Origin of the sequence: Aerosakkonema funiforme FACHB-1375 (assembly GCF_014696265.1) — a bacterium.
Taxonomy (GTDB): Bacteria; Cyanobacteriota; Cyanobacteriia; order Cyanobacteriales; family Aerosakkonemataceae; genus Aerosakkonema; species Aerosakkonema funiforme_A.
The window spans coordinates 1-18,532 of the sequence record NZ_JACJPW010000143.1 but is presented as its reverse complement, the minus strand read 5'-3'; the positions used below and the strand labels follow the sequence as shown (position 1 = coordinate 18,532).

Annotated in this window: 18 protein-coding genes and 1 pseudogene; 16 read left to right on the top strand and 3 right to left on the bottom strand. The window is 44.9% G+C overall.

Going from position 1 to position 18,532, the window contains the following annotated elements; genetic code table 11:
• Positions 1 to 184 precede the first annotated feature (184 nt).
• From H6G03_RS33205 to H6G03_RS33140, 15 genes and pseudogenes are all read left to right on the top strand, one after another.
• The gene (locus tag H6G03_RS33205) at positions 185 to 403 is read left to right on the top strand and encodes a DUF3285 domain-containing protein (RefSeq protein WP_190474455.1); all 219 of its coding nucleotides are present in this window, start codon (positions 185 to 187) and stop codon (positions 401 to 403) included.
• An 11-nt stretch (positions 404 to 414) separates the two neighbouring features.
• A complete protein-coding gene (ybeY, locus tag H6G03_RS33200; RefSeq protein ID WP_190474453.1) occupies positions 415 to 915 on the top strand; it encodes an rRNA maturation RNase YbeY in 501 nt (166 codons plus the stop codon).
• Between the two features lie 149 nt (positions 916 to 1,064).
• Positions 1,065 to 1,520: a diacylglycerol kinase family protein gene (locus H6G03_RS33195; RefSeq protein WP_199315606.1), complete on the top strand. Its 456-nt coding sequence runs from the start codon at positions 1,065 to 1,067 to the stop codon at positions 1,518 to 1,520.
• Positions 1,521 to 1,543: 23 nt separating this feature from the next.
• Entirely contained in the window at positions 1,544 to 2,131 is a 588-nt protein-coding gene (locus H6G03_RS33190) for an anthranilate synthase component II (protein ID WP_190474449.1), read from the top strand.
• Positions 2,132 to 2,152: 21 nt separating this feature from the next.
• Positions 2,153 to 2,377: pseudogene (locus H6G03_RS39920) on the top strand (RNA-guided endonuclease TnpB family protein); the annotation flags it as partial.
• Between the two features lie 23 nt (positions 2,378 to 2,400).
• Complete coding sequence (locus H6G03_RS33185; RefSeq protein WP_190474447.1) at positions 2,401 to 3,177, top strand: MBL fold metallo-hydrolase; 777 nt, start codon at positions 2,401 to 2,403, stop codon at positions 3,175 to 3,177.
• A 418-nt stretch (positions 3,178 to 3,595) separates the two neighbouring features.
• Positions 3,596 to 4,885 carry an aminopeptidase P N-terminal domain-containing protein gene (locus H6G03_RS33180; RefSeq protein WP_190474445.1) on the top strand — a complete coding sequence of 430 codons (1,290 nt, stop codon included), beginning with the start codon at positions 3,596 to 3,598 and terminating at the stop codon, positions 4,883 to 4,885.
• Between the two features lie 13 nt (positions 4,886 to 4,898).
• Positions 4,899 to 5,447: a YetF domain-containing protein gene (locus H6G03_RS33175; protein ID WP_190474461.1), complete on the top strand. Its 549-nt coding sequence runs from the start codon at positions 4,899 to 4,901 to the stop codon at positions 5,445 to 5,447.
• 259 nt (positions 5,448 to 5,706) lie between these two features.
• Positions 5,707 to 7,044 carry a hypothetical protein gene (locus H6G03_RS33170; protein ID WP_190474442.1) on the top strand — a complete coding sequence of 446 codons (1,338 nt, stop codon included), beginning with the start codon at positions 5,707 to 5,709 and terminating at the stop codon, positions 7,042 to 7,044.
• Positions 7,045 to 7,303: 259 nt separating this feature from the next.
• Positions 7,304 to 8,896, top strand: a complete 1,593-nt coding sequence (locus H6G03_RS33165; protein WP_190474440.1) for a peptide ligase PGM1-related protein — start codon at positions 7,304 to 7,306, stop codon at positions 8,894 to 8,896.
• Positions 8,897 to 9,067: 171 nt separating this feature from the next.
• Entirely contained in the window at positions 9,068 to 9,403 is a 336-nt protein-coding gene (locus tag H6G03_RS33160) for a KGG domain-containing protein (protein WP_322112020.1), read from the top strand.
• Between the two features lie 167 nt (positions 9,404 to 9,570).
• On the top strand, positions 9,571 to 11,316 hold the full coding sequence (locus H6G03_RS33155) for a protein kinase domain-containing protein (RefSeq protein WP_190474438.1): 1,746 nt from the start codon (positions 9,571 to 9,573) through the stop codon (positions 11,314 to 11,316).
• 19 nt (positions 11,317 to 11,335) lie between these two features.
• Complete coding sequence (locus tag H6G03_RS33150; RefSeq protein ID WP_190474437.1) at positions 11,336 to 12,193, top strand: Rpn family recombination-promoting nuclease/putative transposase; 858 nt, start codon at positions 11,336 to 11,338, stop codon at positions 12,191 to 12,193.
• A 24-nt stretch (positions 12,194 to 12,217) separates the two neighbouring features.
• Positions 12,218 to 12,442, top strand: coding sequence for an Rpn family recombination-promoting nuclease/putative transposase (locus H6G03_RS33145; RefSeq protein WP_191056148.1), 225 nt, complete (start codon positions 12,218 to 12,220; stop codon positions 12,440 to 12,442).
• Positions 12,429 to 13,433, top strand: coding sequence for a glycerophosphodiester phosphodiesterase (locus H6G03_RS33140; RefSeq protein ID WP_242060519.1), 1,005 nt, complete (start codon positions 12,429 to 12,431; stop codon positions 13,431 to 13,433). The genes H6G03_RS33145 and H6G03_RS33140 overlap by 14 nt, the downstream gene beginning before the upstream one ends.
• Positions 13,434 to 13,573: 140 nt before the next feature.
• Here H6G03_RS33140 and H6G03_RS33135 read toward each other — a convergent pair whose 3' ends face one another.
• Positions 13,574 to 14,575 (bottom strand): tetratricopeptide repeat protein, encoded by a 1,002-nt coding sequence (locus H6G03_RS33135; RefSeq protein ID WP_190474433.1) that lies wholly within the window; start codon positions 14,573 to 14,575, stop codon positions 13,574 to 13,576.
• A 517-nt stretch (positions 14,576 to 15,092) separates the two neighbouring features.
• Between H6G03_RS33135 and msrA the strand changes: the two genes are divergently transcribed.
• Positions 15,093 to 15,755, top strand: coding sequence for a peptide-methionine (S)-S-oxide reductase MsrA (msrA, locus tag H6G03_RS33130; RefSeq protein WP_190474431.1), 663 nt, complete (start codon positions 15,093 to 15,095; stop codon positions 15,753 to 15,755).
• 410 nt (positions 15,756 to 16,165) lie between these two features.
• Here msrA and H6G03_RS33125 read toward each other — a convergent pair whose 3' ends face one another.
• Both H6G03_RS33125 and H6G03_RS33120 read right to left on the bottom strand, forming a co-directional pair.
• Positions 16,166 to 16,384 carry a DUF2283 domain-containing protein gene (locus H6G03_RS33125; protein WP_190474430.1) on the bottom strand — a complete coding sequence of 73 codons (219 nt, stop codon included), beginning with the start codon at positions 16,382 to 16,384 and terminating at the stop codon, positions 16,166 to 16,168.
• Between the two features lie 68 nt (positions 16,385 to 16,452).
• Positions 16,453 to 18,532, bottom strand: a 2,080-nt coding sequence (locus H6G03_RS33120) for a tetratricopeptide repeat protein (protein ID WP_206756661.1), incomplete at its 5' end; no start/stop codon positions are given.

The window sequence follows — 18,532 nt, the reverse complement described above, 5'->3', positions numbered from 1 at the left end:
TCCCCCACTCCCCCACTCCCCCACTCCATAAGCTCTCCCACTCCCCCACTCCATAAGCTTTCCTGCTCCCCTGCTCCTCCTGCTAAACTACTAACTGCTAAACAAACTGTTACATTTATAGGAAGAATTTTTTCCCTCTATTGTCTAAAATCTAAAATCCTCTTATCTAGAATCCAAAATTCCCATGAGCCAATCATCTTCAGCAACCGAAGTCTCGGAACAAACAGAAACCGAAACCGCAACAGCCTCAGCATCAGCGTCTGCGACCGAACCTCAACCCAGTTACGTCAAACTGGCAATGCGTAACATGGTGCGAAAGCGGGGTACTTCCTTAAAACATTTTGTACTGACAACCGTTGCCTTGCTGAGCGTCCTCATCGGTCTTTCCTACCTAACTCGCTGAGAGGAAGAGGTGTGGAAGTAGAAGTAAGCGTACAGGATTGTTTGGAAACATCTTCCCAGTCAACGGGAATTAGTGCCGACACCTGGCAAACTTGGTTCCATGCTTGGTTGGAAACTTTGCAACCGGATATCTCCCCAAGCCAAAGCTACGAACTGAGTCTCCGTTTGACTGACGATGCAGAAATTCAGACACTCAACTCCCAGTACCGCCACCAAAATAAGCCGACAGACGTTCTGGCTTTTGCGGCTTTGGAGGTAGACTCTCCCCAGCTAGATGAAATGTGGGAGTCCCTACCTTTGTATATCGGTGATATAGTAATTTCCGTCGATACCGCCCAGCGACAGGCTCAACAGCAGGGCTATCCTTTGCAAATCGAGCTAGCTTGGTTAGCCGCTCACGGTTTGCTTCATCTTCTCGGCTGGGATCATCCGGACGAAGAGAGCTTGAATAGGATGCTGCTGGCTCAAGCTACTTTGCTGGAATCCATCGGCCTAAACATTCAAACTGGATAAACTTCCAGTTAGCTCGTGCAGAGGTTACGATGGGGTGATTAAATTATTCCTTTTGTCGCTGTGTGCAAATGAAATTTAATGAACAGCTGAGTTCATCAAAAAAAACAAAGTCCCAAAGCCGTAAAGTTACAGCTACCAATTCCCTGTCTATGCCTAGCGAACTCTCGACAGAGACTTCCAACCAAAGCGATCGCGTTGCACAGCGAGACCGAGAGTTGGCATGGCAGGTTGCCACTAGCTTACTGATCAGTTTCAAATATGCTTGGGCGGGACTGAGTTACGCTTTTAAAACCCAGCGCAACTTTCGCATTCATGTGATTATCGGTGCTGTGGCGATCGGCCTGAGCATTTTCCTAAACTTAAGCCGTGCGGAAATATCTCTGATCGGAGTAACTATTGGGTTAGTTCTGGCAATGGAGTTATTGAATACGGCAATTGAGTCTGTGGTTGACTTGACCGTTAAGCAGACTTATCATGAGCTAGCCAAAATAGCTAAAGACTGCGCCGCCGGTGCTGTCTTAATTTCAGCCCTGGCAGCTGTGCTGGTGGCTCTTGCGCTGCTATTGCCGCCGGCGATCGCTCTGTTGCAATCGACCTGGCGCTAGAACAATAGTCGGGAGTAGAAAATTTGATTATTGTCATCGATAATTACGACAGTTTTACCTACAATCTGGTTCAGTATCTCGGAGAACTCGGCGCTGAGTTTCCCGTAGCAGCCGATATTCAGGTTTACCGCAACGATCGAATTACCCTAGAGAAAATTAAAGAACTACAACCGGCTGGTGTGGTGATTTCTCCTGGGCCAGGGCGACCCGAAGATGCGGGAATTTCTCCGGAAATAATTAGAGATCTGGGCCCCAACCTCCCTATTTTAGGAGTTTGCTTGGGTCATCAAGGCATCGGTCTGGTGTTTGGCGGTAAAATCGTTTCTGCTCCAGAATTAATGCACGGTAAAACTTCTCAGGTGCATCATACTGGTGTGGGCGTTTTCGAGGAAGTGGAAAATCCGCTTTTGGCAACGCGCTATCACAGTTTGGTAATTGACCGGGAAACTTGTCCGGAAGTGTTGGAAATTACAGCTTGGGTGGAGGATGGCACGATTATGGGGGTGCGACATCGCCACTATCCGCATATTGAAGGGGTGCAATTTCACCCAGAAAGTATTTTGACCACTTCTGGGAAACAGTTACTGAGAAATTTTCTGAAGAGACTTTGAGATTGCGATAATCGATCGCTTTGGGGCTTAACCAAACAGATTCTTGATAACAACAAAGCCAATCCAGATGAAAAAATAAAATTCCCCAGTGCGATTGACGTACACAAATGGTTAGTGGCACTTGTTAAACCAAATAATCCCTGGTATTACGAAGTCTCTAAATGCTCTCCTCAGTATGCTTTGCGGCAGATGAGGGAGGCATGGGATAGATGCTTCAAGAAAGTATCGGGTGTACCTCGGTTTAAGGTTAGCGTTTTTGGAGCGGAAGGATGAAACGGCGACAATTGATGCGCTACACGGGAGCGAGTTTGCTCGCAGCTGTAGGAACTACCTGGGTTTCGGGATTTCAAATTGTCAGGGCGCAAACAGGGGGGTCGCTGTCGATCCAGTGGCTGGGCCACACTTGCTTTTTGTTTACTGGTAGTAACCAGCGCATTTTAGTCAATCCATTTCGGACGGTGGGTTGCACGGCGGGATATCGATCGCCTAAAGTACCATCGGATGTGGTATTGATTAGCAGTCAGTTATTCGATGAAGGCTCGGTGGAAGGATTGCCCGGTAATCCTAAGATAATTTACGAGCCCGGTGTCTACAAGTACAACAGCTTACAGTACCAAGGCATTACGACAAACCACGACAAGTTTGGCGGACGCCGTTTCGGTACAAATACTGCATGGCGTTGGACTCAGGCAGGAGTTAATATTCTGCATATGGGGGGAGCGGCAGCACCGATCGAAATTGAGCAGAAAATCTTGATGGGTCGTCCCGATGTGCTGCTCATTCCTGTGGGCGGTGGGCCAAAAGCTTATGGGCCAGAGGAAGCCAAACAAGCTATCCAAACTCTCAATCCCAAGTTGGTTATTCCCACTCATTACCGCACCCAAGCAGCTGATAAGGATAGTTGCGATATCGTGCCTCTGGAAGATTTCCTCAAATTGATGGATGGAATGCCTGTCAGGAACATCGATAGCGATACGATTACTTTTAGTGCTGGTGAATTACCTGAGAATGGTACGACGATCGGCGTTTTGAGTTACAAATTTTAGTGCGATCGCCGCAGCAGTTTTATTTAAGAATTCCTGTAAGACTTTCATCGGCCTACAGGAATTTCAACTAAATAGTATGTGACTGCTGACAGCAAGTTTGCTAGCGTTATGGTTACTAAAAATCTTATTAAAAAAGTTTTGATTGGATTTGGTGAATTAAAAATTGGCGCGATATTAAAGAGTATGGGAAAATGTTAATTAACCATCCATTCCCTCAGAAACTACATAAAAATGAATCAAAGTTGGTAATTAGTGGCGTGTAAATGTACTCAATAAAATAAGAGAAATGATTAATTTGCAGATACTTGTGAGAATCAATCGCCAAGCAAATTGCATAACTTAAGCAAAAACAGCCAGAAACAATTCCTAATGTTGCCAAAGAGTATAATACAATAGCGTTGCAATAAAAATAAACACTATGCAAGCAGAATACCGTCAGCGTCGCGAACAATTGATGGCTAAGATTGGCAACGGCACTGCTATATTTCGCAGTGCGCCAATGGCAGTTATGCACAACGATGTCGAGTATAATTTTCGACAAGATAGCGATTTTTACTACTTGACCGGGTTTAACGAACCGGAAGCAGTTGCAGTTCTGGCACCGCATCACTCAGAACATCGCTTTGTGCTATTTGTGCAGCCGAAAGATCCAGAGAAGGAAGTCTGGACGGGATACCGCGTTGGTGTGGAAGCGGCGAAGGAACAATACGGAGCTGATGAAGCTTATCCCATGACAGAATTGGATGAAAAACTGCCCAAGTATCTGGAAAAGGCCGATCGAATTTATTATCACCTGGGACGGGATGAAAAGTTCAATCAAACTATTATCAGACACTGGCGGCGACTGATCGCAACTTATTCCAAACGGGGTACGGGACCAGTGGCGATCGAAGATACTAACTTTGTGCTTCACAGCATGAGGCTGAGCAAGAGTCCAGTAGAATTAGAATTAATGCGAAAAGCGATCGCTATTTCTGTAGAAGCGCACGATCGGGCCAGAGAATTTACCCAACCGGGACGTTACGAGTACGAAATTCAAGCAGAAATCGAGCATATCTTTCGTCTGCGCGGTGGGATGGGGCCGGCTTATCCTTCCATTGTGGCATCTGGCGCTAATGCTTGCATACTGCATTATGTGGAAAATAATCGCCAGATGCAGGACAACGAATTATTGTTGATCGATGCCGGTTGCTGTTACGGTTACTACAACGGTGATATTACGCGCACATTTCCGGTAGGAGAGAAGTTTACGCCAGAACAAAAAGCAATTTACGATATTGTACTGGAGGCGCAACGGCAAGCGATCGCCCAAGTTCAGCCTGGAAATCCTTGGAACCAATTTCACGACACAGCAGTGCGAGTGCTGGTAGAAGGTTTAATGGATTTGGGAATTCTGCAAGGCAATATCGACGAAATAATTAAAGAGGAAAAATACAAACCTTATTATATGCACCGCACCGGACACTGGTTGGGGTTAGATGTTCACGACGCAGGTTTCTACAAGCACGGCGAAGAAGCTTGGCAAATTTTGCAACCGGGACAAGTTTTGACGGTAGAACCGGGAATTTACATCGGACCCGATGTGAAACCCGCCGAAGGACAACCAGAAGTTGATGACAGGTGGCGCGGTATTGGCGTTCGCATTGAAGATAATGTGTTAGTAACTGAATCAGGACATGAAGTTTTAACAGCCGCAGTTCCCAAATAAATATCAAGCCATGATGGATCTACTTTTTAACGTCGATTGGTATAAGGTATTTACTCCCAGTATGTCAATCGCCGAACTTTTCGTGCGCGGATCGCTGGTTTATCTAATGCTTTTTGCGATCCTGCGCTTTCTTCCTAACCGCCAAATAGGAACGGTGGGAATTTCCGATTTGCTGGTAGTAGTTTTGTTCGCCGAAGCTGCCCAAAATGCGATGGCAAGTAACTATACTGCCATCACAGATGGTGTCATTCTTGTTAGTACGATTATTTTATGGAGCTACAGTTTAAACTGGCTGGGGTATAAGTTTCCGCGCTTTCAACGTTTCCTCAGTCCACCTCCGACGCCGCTAGTAATCAACGGTCGCATAGTGCGTGACAAGATGGCAGAGCAATTGATTACCCAAGATGAGTTGATGAGTATTCTTCGCAAGCAGGGAGTGCAAAAACTCAATGAGGTAAAGTTAGCATTTATGGAATCTGACGGACATATCAGCGTAATTACTCATTCCCCAGTTTCTGTGATTTTACCCGACACGAAGGAACGCGAGTCCGATGCAAGCTGACAACCGATCGCAGAAACACTAGAATCCTTAAGGGCGTTGGCATCGGATCAAAAAACCCGGTTTCTTTGAGAAACCGGGTTTTTAACGTGTACTGCTATAAAAGCGATCGGTCACCATTTTTGTAGCATTTGTAACTAGATATTATGTAAATATTTATCACAAAAAACCCGATTTGGCCTAATAGTTGGAGCATAAACCAGACAAATGGGTGCAGTTCGCGAGACTTTACCCAGCGGTGAATTGCTTTGAGTTAGGTTGTATGCCATTTAATATTGAATTTGATTATCGATTTGATACCAACGGTTTCTTCAGCGACCCAGCCAGAAGAAATGCTTTAGAAGCAGCTGCAAATGTTTGGGAAAACTATATCCAAGATGAATTTCCCAATGTTCCGGCTGGGATTTCTTTCAACGTGGGAAACCCTCAAACCGGACAAACTACACCGATAACTTTAACTTCGGAAATTGACGATTTATTAATTTTTGTTGGCGCGGCATCGCCCCCGTTTAACAATCGCAACTTTATTAACGCTGGCGCAGTAGGAGGATTGGCTGGTTTTGATGCTGTGGGGAGTGTTTTTAGCTCCCGCCTCATAGGTTCTAATTTTGAACCTTATGTAGGAATTCTCTCTTTTAATACTAATCCTCAAATTAATGGGCAAGCTGTACCCTGGTTTTTTGACGAAACTCCCAATACATCGAACGATCTGCCAGTTGGCTCGTCTTACTATGATTTTACTGCGGCGGCTGTCCATGAAATCGGACATATTCTGGGCTTTGGCGTTCCCATTTTCAGACAATTAGTAATTGACGGCTATTTTACCGGGCCGAATGCCAGAGCGGTTAAGGTCGGGAATGGGATTCCGATTGCAAATGATGGTTCTTTATCTCATATCAGTGCTGATTTTCCGAGCCTGATGAATCCTACTGCACAAGCTCGTTTACCGGGTCAAGCTGAATTAGCTATTTTGGCAGATATTGGCTACCAAATTGGTGGTTTTCAAACTCAGGGTGAAACGTTACCGATCGCAACTGAGGGAGATGACCAAATCATCGGTACAGTTTTGGGCGATATTATCAATGGTTTGGGTGGGGCCGATCGCATTTTTGGCAATGCGGGGAATGATATGGTTTTGGGCTTAACGGGCGATGATTTTATTGATGGGAAGGAAAACGACGATATTCTATTCGGCAATCAAAATAACGATAATATTTTTGGCGGTCAAGGTAATGATATCATTTATGGTGGGAGAAATGAAGATTATCTCTCTGGCGATGATGGCAACGATATTTTATCGGGCGATCGCGGCAACGATCAACTTTTCGGCGGTGCTGGCAGAGATACCTTTGTGTTTCGCGCCGAAAGCGGTGTAGATCAAATTAATGATTTTGTCGTAGCGGATGATATCATCCAGATCGGGATTGGGCTTGGTTTTAATAATGGCGTGGATGTGTTACGCACTATTACTAATAGTAGTCTGGCTACAGGAGGATTCTTTTCGCAAATTACTCTCAGCCAGGGAAACACGATTACAGTTTTTAGCGATGCGACTTTGACGGCGGCTAACTTTGCGATCGCAGGGGTTACCACCTTGTAATATTGTTTGCGGTTGCCTATGAATCATTATGGCCCTAGAGGTGCAGAGAGGCAACCGGGGCAGAGGGGAAAAAGGAACAATTCCGACGCAAACGGATTTGATAGAAATAAGTAATTGCATCCCAAATAAACCGAGTTTCTGGGGAAGAAATTCGGTTTTTGTGTAAGTTCCGGCATAAATAATTGTTTCTGAGCCGATATTTTGCTCGCGATATCAGCTAGAGTAAAATTGCTATGGTGGGGATGAGTGGGTTGGGATTATGGAAGCACTGCCTTTTTCTTCAGGAGAGCAGGTGAACAAATTTCGGTTTCTGCAAGCGCAGCTACGCGATCGCTGGCAGTCGATCGAACAATCGGAAAATGGCGATTACGATATCTTGGTAATTCCCTCCCTCAGTATGGATCGGGGAGAACTTCAGAAAATTGAGGGCTTCCTTTACTACGAAGAACGGCTGCTATTTTCGTTAATTCGGCTGCGGAGCCCTCGCGCACGGGTAATTTATGTAACATCGCAGCCACTACCGCCAATAGTGATCGATTACTACCTGCAATTACTCCCCGGCATCCCATTTTCCCACGCTCGCGATCGCCTGCTAGTATTTTCCACCTACGATTCCTCTACCACACCCCTAACTCAAAAAATTTTAGAGCGTCCTCGTTTGCTCGAGCGCATTCGAGAGTCATTGCGCCTAGAGAAGTCGTTCATGATTTGCTTTAATTCGACGACTCTAGAACGAGATTTATCTTTGCAATTAGGCGTTCCCCTCCTAGCAGCAGATCCGGATTTACTTTACTGGGGGACAAAAAGCGGCAGTCGGCAAATATTTGCTGAGTGCAATATTCCCCACCCGGATGGTAGCGAACTTGTTTTGAGCGCGGAAGATTTAGCGGAAGCAGCCGCTCAATTGTGGGAGAGGCAACCAACTTTGCAGCGAATGGTTGTTAAGCTCAACGAAGGATTTTCTGGAGAAGGCAATGCGCTGTTAGACTTAAGACCTATTCAGGATGTCGCTCCCAGTTGTGCATCGCATCGAGAAAGAGTTGCGGCAATTAGCGATCGCTTCCCATTTCTTAGTTTTCAAGCTCATAACGAAACTTGGTCACACTTTTCCAGCCGCATACCAGAATTAGGCGCAATTGTAGAAGCTTTTATTGAAGGAGAAGAAAAACGCAGTCCCAGCGTTCAAGGTCGCATTACACCAGATGGAGAAGTGGAAATCCTCTCTACCCACGATCAAATTTTGGGCGGTTCTGGCGGTCAAATTTACCTGGGTTGCTATTTTCCTGGCGACGAATATTATCGCTTGCAATTGCAGGAATTGGGATTGCGAGTTGGTCGAAATCTGGCAGAAAAAGGAGCATTAGAACGCTACGCTGTCGATTTTATCGCCGTTCGTCAACCTGACGAAGCAGGTAACGCGCAGTGGGATTTGCAAGCAATTGAAATCAACCTGCGTAAAGGCGGCACCACCCATCCATTTATGACCCTCAAATTTTTAACTAACGGTCGCTACAATACTTCTACCGGATTGTTCTATAGCCAGCAGGGAAGTCCGAAATATTACATTGCTACCGACAACTTGCAAAAAGACCGTTATCGCGGTTTGCTGCCAAACGATTTGATGGATATCATTGCCCATCATCGACTGCATTTTGATACCAGTACAGAAACAGGTACAATATTTCATCTCATGGGTTGCCTGTCTGAATTCGGTAAATTGGGGTTAACCAGCATCGGTAATTCTTCCCAACAAGCTAAAGATATCTACAACAGGGTTATTAATGTGTTGGATGAAGAAACGAAATCAACAGCTAAAACTTTAACATCAGTTAGTAGTGCAGCAGTTAATTAAAAAAATCACAAGTAGTTCGGGCCTGCAAAATCTTACTGCGAACTCTACAATACTTGACTTTTTGTATGCGTTGATATTGCCGAAATTTACACTCTTTTCTACCTGGAGAAGTAAATTTATAAGAGTGACTCTTACTAACGGCAGACGAAACGCTACTTTCACGTTTCTACGATGAAATTAGTTGTCAAGACAAAACGTTGTGTTATGGCTAAGAAAAAAGATCGAGATACAAGCAATCGTGGCTTCGCCTCTATGGATGACGAAAAACAGCGCGAAATAGCTAGTAAAGGAGGCAAAGCTGCTCATGAAAAGGGCACCGCTCATGAATTCTCTCATGAGGAAGCTGTAGAAGCCGGTCGCAAAGGTGGAAAAGTTGCTCATGAGAGAGGAACTGCACACGAATTCTCTCATGAAGAAGCTGTAGAAGCCGGTCGCAAAGGTGGCGAAACTGTCAGTGAAGACCGCGAACATATGTCGGAAATAGGCCGTAAGGGCGGTAAATCCTAACCGTTTTGCGGATTTATGCGTGATGAGTTTTGAGTCTTGAGTCCTGAATTCAAGGCTCAAAACTCATAGGACTCAATTAAGCCAAAATTTGTTGGGAGTCGTGTAGAATCAAGACATTCTGCATTTGTTTTGGCCTTACTTGTCCCAACTTGGCTTTTGATTGAGTTGTGCATCAACAATCTGTTGCCACTGCTGCCCACTGCATCAATCCCGCTTGCCCGCGTCCCTATCCCCAGAGTATAGGGAATAATTTTTGCAACATTTGTGGCTCGACGCTGCGTCTTAAAAATCGCTACATTCCTCTAGAAAGACTGGGATTCGGCGGATTTGCGGCTATATATTCAGTCTGGGATATTAAGACGCAGACAGAGCAAGTGCTGAAGGTTTTGTTGGAAACTTCACCTAAAGCTTTGTCGCTGTTCGAGCAAGAAGCGATGGTGCTGGCGAGTCTGCGTCATCCAGGAGTACCGAAAGTAGAGCCAGATAGTTATTTTCAGGTTATCGTAGGCGATCGCCAAGGGCAGTTGCTACCTTGTCTGGTAATGGAAAAAATCGCCGGTCAGACATTGGCGGATATTCTCAAGCACCATCCCCAAGGTTGTCCGGAAAAGTGGGTGGTGAACTGGCTCAATCAGGCGGTGCAGATTTTGCGAGAATTGCACTTACGTAAAATTATCCATCGCGATATCAAACCGTCTAACCTGATGCTGCGCCACGGAACCGGACAATTGGTACTGATCGATTTTGGTGGCGCAAAACAAATAGGCCCCGCTCATAGCAATTCTCAAGCTAGTTCGACGCGATTATTTTCACCGGGATACAGTCCCCCAGAACAAATAGCTGGGGGTGTGGTGGGGCCAAGCGCCGATTTTTATGCACTCGGTTTAACTTGCATTCAGCTACTGACGGGTCAATATCCCCCGGATATGGAAGATCCGAAAACGGGGGAATTGCGCTGGCGTCAATACGTTAAAGTTAGTCCGGGCTTTGCTGCATTGCTGGATGATATGGTGCGATCGGATGTCGATCGACGACCTAGCAACGCCAGAGAAATGATCAAGCGTTTGCGGAAGATTTCTCCCGGACAAATCACACCAAATTTTGCGGTGGGGGATTTGTGGAAAATTATCCCCAAAACGCTCCAAATATGCCTGAATTTGCTATTAGCTGGGCTGGCACTAATTTGGAAATGGACTAAATGGCTGAGCGTTAACGCTTACCATCTGACTATCCAACTGATTAAAGCTTGTTTCGGTACGCTTTTGCAGATGGTCAGCGGGGGGATAGGTGCGGGTGTGGGTGCGGGAATTGGCTTTTGGTTAGCCGATCGCTCTCCCCATAATTTTCACATACCGGGTGCGATCGCACAACAATTACCTAGCTGGGTTTCTAATATAGCGATCGCAGCATCTAAACCGCAAATGATTTTATTCGCCGCCGCCGGTTTGGGAACAGCTTGGGGTTTGACACAAGCCAAAACTTTGGGTCAACAACAACGGCGCTATTTAATAACAGGAATGATGGGCGTTTTCGGTTATGCGGTTGGTTGGTTAATTTTGCAAAGAGTCGCGCCATCTGGAGTCATCGCACCCGACGATTTGGTAATCATGACGGCGGTTGCAGCTTTTCTATTGACTTTGGGATTGGGATTGCCCAGTCACGATCTTGTTCATGCTGTATTTACTGCGATCGGCACAGCTAGCTTCTTTGCAGGTTTGGTCACCCTCACGGTCAAAATTTTGCCCGTGTCTGCTCTTTTCGGTTTTTCTGATGCTTTTTTCCATACCCTCAATTGGACTAATTTCGGTTTCAGCATTATCTTTTTCAGTCTTTTGGGAATCATTCTCGGTTTCTGGTTAGGTGTGAGTTATTATCTTTTTGTACCTTTTCTGCGTCTGTTAGGTTTTCGTTGAATCGAGATAGGAAATAAGAGTGAAAACAGATACTATTTTTTATCAACTTTTTAAAGAATTTCCCAACATCTTCTTTGAACTGATCGGCAAACCTGACGCCAACATCAATGCCTACGAATTCATCGCCCCTGAAATCAAACAGCAGAGTTTCCGCATCGATGGTTTATTTGCTACTTTAGAACAGTTCCCGACAGAACCGCTTTACTTTGTCGAAATTCAATCTTATAAAGATGAAGAATTTTACGAACGGTTGTTTGGCGAAATCTTTGTTTACTTCCGCCAATATAGACCGCCTAATTCAGATTGGTATACTATAGTTATCTACGAACGCCGCAGTTACGAAACACCAGTGCATCCGCGCTATCGCACGTTAGTGGAAAAGCACCTGCGCTGCTTTTATTTAGACGAAATAGAAGCCGTTAGTCAGGACTCTTTGGGAATAGGTATCCTGAAATTAATTGTAGAGACTCCCACGAATACTACCAGCCGCGCTAAAGAACTAATTAACAAAGCTACTGTTGAATTGACAGATACCATTATCCAGCGGCAAGTGCTAGAATTTATTGAAACAGTTGTTGTCTATAAATTTCCCAATTTAGGTCGAGAGGAAATCGAAGCTATGCTAGGACTGAACCTACTCAGGCAAACCAGAGTGTATCAAGAAGCCCGCGAAGAAGGTCTTGCTGAAGGTCGTCAAGAAGGTCTTGCTGAAGGTCGTCAAGAAGGTCTTGCTGAAGGGATTGAAGAAGGAAAATTACAAACTAAATTAGAAATGATACCTCTGCTACTGGATCTAGGATTGAGTATTCAGGAAGTTGCAGTACGCTTGCAACTTGACGAGGAAGCTGTAAGAAAAGTGGTAGAAAATCGCTCTTAGCCAAATACTATGGGTAGAGAAACTATGTCAATGCTGAACCTCATCAGACATACCAAAGTTTATCAAGAAGCCTACGAAGAAGGTCGTGCTGAAGCTATTGCTGAATGGATTGAAAAGGGAAAATTCCAAAATAAATTACAAACGATCGCACTGCTACTGAAACTGGGATTAAGCGTTCAAGAAGTTGCAGCCCGCTTACAATTGGAGGCGGAAACTGTAAGAAAAGTGGCAGAAAATGATGGTTGGTAAAACGATCGCAACAACATCGCGTCCGATAATTATTGCCCACCGAGGCGCAAGCGGTTGGCGTCCGGAACATACTTTAGCTGGGTATGAATTGGCGATCGATCTGGGGGCAGATTTCATCGAACCGGATTTAGTTTCTACTCAAGATGGCGTGTTAATTGCGCGTCACGAAAATGAAATATCCGGTACTACCGATGTAGCCGATCGCCCGGAATTTGCCAACCGCAAAACTGCTAAAATTATTGATGGCGAAACTGTCACTGGCTGGTTTGCTGAAGATTTTACCATATCTGAAATTAAGACGCTACGGGCTAAAGAACGTCTGCCGTTTCGATCGCAATCTTTCAACGGCTTATTTTCCGTCCCTACTCTGCCAGAAATTATCGATTTAGCTAAACGCAAAAGTGGGGAAACTGGACGGACGATCGGTATTTATCCAGAAACCAAACACCCGACATATTTTGATAGCATTGGTTTATCTTTAGAAGAACCTTTAATTGAAATTCTCCACAATAACGGCTACAATAAAGCAGACGATCCGGTTTTCATTCAATCATTTGAAACAACGAATCTCCAACAACTAGATCGATTGACGGATTTGCCGCTAATTCAGTTACTCAGCAATACCGGCAAGCCTTACGATCTCGCAGTTGCAGGCGATCCTCGTACTTATCAAGATTTAATTTCACCAGCTGAATTAGCCAAAATAGCCGCATATGCTGATGGTATTGGGCCAGATAAACGAGCGATCGTACCAGTGGACGAACACGGGAGATTGTTATCGCCTACATCTTTAATTATAGATGCTCATGCTGTCGGTTTGTTGGTGCATCCTTACACTTTTCGCAATGAAGCGCAGTTCTTAGCACCAGATTACCATAATAACCCAGAAGCCGAGTACGAGCAGTTTTTTCATCTCGGTGTAGATGGATTGTTTACTGATTTTACCGATACGGCTGTTCGCGTTTTACAACGCATTAGGGGAAGGGGCTAGGGGCTAGGGGCTAGGGAAGAGGGAGAGGGAAGAAGAGGGAGAGGAAAATTTTTGAGTTTTGAGTTTTGAGTTTTGACTTTTAACTTTTGATTTTATAGCCCAAGTACCCCTAATCCCTCTCTTCCCCTAGCCCCTAGCCCCTAGTCCCTAGCCTCTTCCCGTTGCATTCGGCGCACATCAGCAATAACTTCTCTAACTGTTTTGGCATTAGGAGATTTGAGGCGATCGAATATTTCCAAAGTGGACTGCAAATAAACGAGTGCTGTGAAGAAATCGCCCTGGGATGCTAACAGTTGACCTAGCATTCCCATTGTGGTAGCTTTGCCCTCAATATTAGTGCTTTGTTCTCGGAATTGTAAGGATTGTCGATATAGTTCGATCGCATCCTCAACTCTACCCATTTGTTGATATAATTCACCTAACTGGTGCAATGTGTCCGCTTGACCTTCGATATCGCCAATACCTGCTTTTAGTTGTAGAGATTGCCGATATAAATCGTTGGCTGTTTCTATTTGTCCGTGATGGGCGTAGATAACTGCCAAACAATGTAATGTGGAGCTTTGACCCTGGATATCGTTGATACTTTCTTTGAGCGCCAGAGACTCTCCAAATAGCTCGATCGCATTCTCAACTTCTCCCTGATTTGCGATCAGGATTGCTAGCTGGTGCAGCGTCGTCGCTTGACCCTGGATATCATTTATACTTTCTTTAAGCTGGATTGATTCCTGACACATAGCGATCGCATCTTTAACTTGGCCTTGATTCGCCTTCACCATTGCCAAAGAATGCAGCGTTTCCGCTTGTGTTTCCACATCGCCAATGCTTTTTGCCAATTTCAGAGATTGCTCGAACAAAGCGATCGCTTTCTTCATTTCTCCCTTGTTGGCTTTTAGCGTCGCCATCTGGTATAATATAGTTGCTACACCTTCCGTATCGCCGAGTCGATCGTATAGTTTTTGGCACTGTTCGTAAAGACGGATCGCCTCATCGATTTTCCCTTGGTTGGCTTTGAGAATTGCCATTTGATACAACTTCTCTGCCTTCCCTTCAGTATCGTTCCTGCGATCGTCCGCTTCTAGTGCTTGCTGTAAAACAGCGATCGCTTGCTCGATTTGTGTTTGTTGGGCATTGCGGTTGACCATGCTTGCCGATTCTTTTCCTTCAGATATCCTATCTGTGTTTGTTTACAGGATTAACGTACTGTGCGAGTACGATCGCTGTATGGCATTTGTTTAACTAATGTATGTACTTCGCATTTTTATAATTTTTCACCAGTCTATAGGAGCATCCTGAATGTAAAATTTTAGAAGTTGCTCCTACCTAAAGATTATTCTACTCACATCTCAGCATCCGCAAATCTTAATTTAATCCAAAATTATTCTGTATAAATCAGATCGCGTTCGGTGACATCGGTTGAGTATGTTTGGAGCAGAGAAGCATTTCGGCGACAATTGCTTTCTCAAAACTAAGAGATATTATACCGGGATGCTTCCCCCTCCCCTTACACAACGAATATAAACAAACTTGATATCGCAAATGGCAAGCGGCGAGACACTGTACGGGTGCGGTAATCTCCTCCCTGCACCTGGGATTGGCAGCATAATGAAAACGCTATATTAAGTAATGTAAAGGTACGATCGCAAATCAGAGTCAAAACAAATGGGCATATTCGGATTCGGTAAAAAACTGAGCCTACCCACACCAGAACAAGCATTGCCGGGACGTGGGGAAACCATGCCAGTACCCGCGAAACACTTCGTCAACGGCAATCCGCTCAAACCTCCTTTTCCCGACGGTATGCAAATGGCAATGTTCGGCTTGGGGTGTTTTTGGGGTGCAGAACGCAAATTCTGGCAGCTTAACGGAGTTTACAGCACCGCAGTCGGTTATGCAGCCGGGATCACACCCAACCCCACCTATCAAGAAGTATGTACGGGGATGACGGGACATAATGAAGTTGTTTTGGTTGTTTTTGACCCCAAAGTTGTCAGTTACGAAGAACTTTTGAAAGCTTTCTGGGAAAGTCACGACCCCACCCAAGGAATGCGTCAGGGTAACGATGTTGGCACTCAATACCGTTCCGGTATTTATGTTTACTCGGATGAGCAAAGAAAGTTAGCCGAAGCATCGCGAGACGCTTATCAAAAAGCGCTCAAGGCATCAAATTACGGTAAAATTACTACAGAGATAATTGATGCGCCTGAGTTTTATTACGCGGAAGGTTACCATCAGCAATATCTGGCTAAAAATCCGGGTGGGTATTGCGGTTTAGGCGGTACGAAGGTTTGTTTCCCCGGTATGGCGGAAACAGCGGTGAAGTAGTCTGAATTTGGTACGTAGTTGGGCTTTAGCCCTCTTTTAAGGCTAAAGCCCAACTACATACCTAAAGTCATAGCCCGCCTGCGATTCAAATCGCAGCGTCATAGCGAAAGTCCACTGAAGTGGACTGAAATTATTGAGCGGAATGTCTAATTGCATCAGTTTGTAAGAGTGATGGGAAAGATTATTTGTGGGAATTAGGGGTTAGTTTTTTACCGCAGATAAAGGCAGATGAACGCAGATGAACGCAGATACAGCATATTGCAGGTAAATGAGGTACAGGCTATGTGGATAGATCCCCGACTTCTCTAAGAAGTCGGGGATCTGTGTACCTCACTGACCTGCAAAGCGCTGTAAGAAAGCGATTTTTTTAGGTAACTGATGCTAGCGGATATTCTATCTATAACGCTGTGTCAAGTTTTGATACTAATATTCAATGCAGGTAGAGATACGGTTTCTAAGTTTTCCATTGCTAAATGTTGACTGGCGTGCTGAATGTCTAAACCTACGATGTTTCGTTCTGCGTCAAAGTCAACTACTATGCCATCGGCGATTTCTTCGGAATCAGTACTTGGTTTTTCGCTTAAATCTATATAGAGAGAATCTGTTTCTGGATAGTATTGTAGTTTCATAGTTTAAAGTTAAGATCGAGAAAAGCATTATGTCAGGTTTCTTTAAAAAAACGTACAAAATTAAAACATTAAATTCCCACCATCCCCTGCACTCTGGCGATGATTCTCCGAACTGTTTCGGCGTCGGGAGATTTGAGGCGCTGCAATATTTCCAGAGATTGCTGTAAATAGTTTAGTGCTGTGTCAAAATCTCCTAACTCATCTGCTAATAATTGTCCCATCATTGCCAAAGTTATCGCCTTACCTTGAAGATTGCCAATCCGTTCTTCTAATTCCAGAGATTGCTGATAAAATGCGATCGCATCCTCTACATCCCCGCGATTGGCATAGATACCAGCCATTTGGTGCAACGTCGCCGCCTTACCTTGAACATTGCCAATCCCTTCAAATAATTCCAGAGATTGCTGATAAAATGCGATCGCATCCTCTACTTCCCCGCGATTGGCATAGATATTTGCCAGTTGGTGCAACGTCGCCGCCTTACCTTGAAGATTGCCAATCCGTTCTTCTAATTCCAGAGATTGCTGATAAAATGCGATCGCATCCTCTACATCCCCGCGATTGGCATAGATATTTGCCAGATTGTGAATAATCGCAGCTTTTTCTTGTTCTTCTTCAGGAGGACAACTGTCTAAAGCTTGTTGATAGTGTACCAAAGCTCGATCCACATCACCCAATTGTTTCTCAGAATTAGCTAAGTTATGAAAAATGCGATAATCTTCCACAATATCTAAAGTATCTTGGCAAGTCTTGACAGCTTCCCGAAATCGACTTTGATTATTCCATCGACTTGTCAACTTATCTGCCATTTCCACCGCAATCTTTTCTGCCTTACCCAACAACGCCAAGCGATGAATCTCCACCCTTTGTTCCTCAGTTGCAGATTGCGCCTCCTCCCACCAAAAACGATACAACACCTCTGCCGCTTGCCGATATAAAACTTCCTCATATTCCAACAATGGCAACGGCAAAATGCGCGGCACTCTTAAAGCATCATCCGTTCCAACTGACAACAATCCTAAAGCAATAGCGCGTTCGATATGCTGCTTCACCTTGGCAATCTTCGCGCCAATGGTTTCTAATGCTGCTGGCGGTACTGGCAAATCAAACATCAATCCCAGTTGCAACATTTCCCGCAACTCCCCATCCATTATATCCAGCAACGCCTTAGCTAAAACCTTCTCGCGCAAATCAACTTTTTTCCCTTCCAACTGACTTAAAATTTCCGAAACATCCTCAATCGAAAGTCGATCCACTCCTGCGCGATTCATCGCCTCTCTACTCGTCGCATCTCGCAACAGCTTATCCATCCATTCCAACAAACGCGGATTGCCATCTGCCAGAGTTTTCGCCTTTGTTTGCAATTCCCCATTTACCTGCGATTTGTCATCAAACGCATCGAGGCGATCGCATTTTTTCCGCCAATCTGCACCCCGCATTCCATCCAAAGGTTGCTTGTAGAAACATCGCAACCAAGAAAATTCAAACTCATAACGACTGGTAATAATTACGCGATGAGGTGCTTGAGTATCCCAAATCGCACTTACCAACGCTTCTAATATTTCTGCTGCTTCTGCTGAGGGGATAAATCCACCATCTCGCGCTGATAAATTCAATTCAAAATCATCTAAAACCAACAACAAAGGTTTCGATTTCTCAATAACTTCCAGATAACGAAACACTTGCCGCAATTTCCATTCCAAAGTTTCATTTTGCGCTTGCAAAATTTCTCGCAATGTGGTATTGTAATCCAAACATTTCGTCAGTTCTTTGACTAACTTCGCCTCATCAATTTTCCCCACCAAAACAATCGTCTCAAAATTGGGGATGCGATCGCACAATCTCGCTGCCAAAGTGCTTTTTCCCAATCCTCCCATCCCGTAAATCAACACGCCTACCTCGTCAGCAGATTGAGTCAGCGTTCTCAAACACTTCTGAATCTGACGGCGACGCCCAACAAAACTCTCGCGAGAAGCGACTTTAACCTTCTTTTCCGCATCTAAAAATCGCGTCGAACTTTGACGATGAGATATCGCTTTGCGTTGTCTCGGAGAAGTTACCAACGCCCCCAGCATGGTATCTGCCACATACAAGCGCAGTGGGGGAGTGGGAGAGTGGGGGAGTGGGAGAGTGGGGGAGCGGGGGAGT

Bases quoted from the DNA above. Each gene is read 5' to 3' on its own strand.
- H6G03_RS33205 (WP_190474455.1), top strand. From the start codon at position 185: ATGAGCCAATCATCTTCAGCAACCGAAGTCTCGGAACAAACAGAAACC.
- H6G03_RS33195 (WP_199315606.1), top strand. From the start codon at position 1,065: ATGCCTAGCGAACTCTCGACAGAGACTTCCAACCAAAGCGATCGCGTT.
- H6G03_RS33185 (WP_190474447.1), top strand. From the start codon at position 2,401: ATGAAACGGCGACAATTGATGCGCTACACGGGAGCGAGTTTGCTCGCA.
- H6G03_RS33180 (WP_190474445.1), top strand. From the start codon at position 3,596: ATGCAAGCAGAATACCGTCAGCGTCGCGAACAATTGATGGCTAAGATT.
- H6G03_RS33175 (WP_190474461.1), top strand. From the start codon at position 4,899: ATGGATCTACTTTTTAACGTCGATTGGTATAAGGTATTTACTCCCAGT.
- H6G03_RS33170 (WP_190474442.1), top strand. From the start codon at position 5,707: ATGCCATTTAATATTGAATTTGATTATCGATTTGATACCAACGGTTTC.
- H6G03_RS33165 (WP_190474440.1), top strand. From the start codon at position 7,304: ATGGAAGCACTGCCTTTTTCTTCAGGAGAGCAGGTGAACAAATTTCGG.
- H6G03_RS33160 (WP_322112020.1), top strand. From the start codon at position 9,068: ATGAAATTAGTTGTCAAGACAAAACGTTGTGTTATGGCTAAGAAAAAA.
- H6G03_RS33145 (WP_191056148.1), top strand. From the start codon at position 12,218: ATGTCAATGCTGAACCTCATCAGACATACCAAAGTTTATCAAGAAGCC.
- H6G03_RS33140 (WP_242060519.1), top strand. From the start codon at position 12,429: ATGATGGTTGGTAAAACGATCGCAACAACATCGCGTCCGATAATTATT.
- H6G03_RS33135 (WP_190474433.1), bottom strand. From the start codon at position 14,575: ATGGTCAACCGCAATGCCCAACAAACACAAATCGAGCAAGCGATCGCT.
- msrA (WP_190474431.1), top strand. From the start codon at position 15,093: ATGGGCATATTCGGATTCGGTAAAAAACTGAGCCTACCCACACCAGAA.
- H6G03_RS33125 (WP_190474430.1), bottom strand. From the start codon at position 16,384: ATGAAACTACAATACTATCCAGAAACAGATTCTCTCTATATAGATTTA.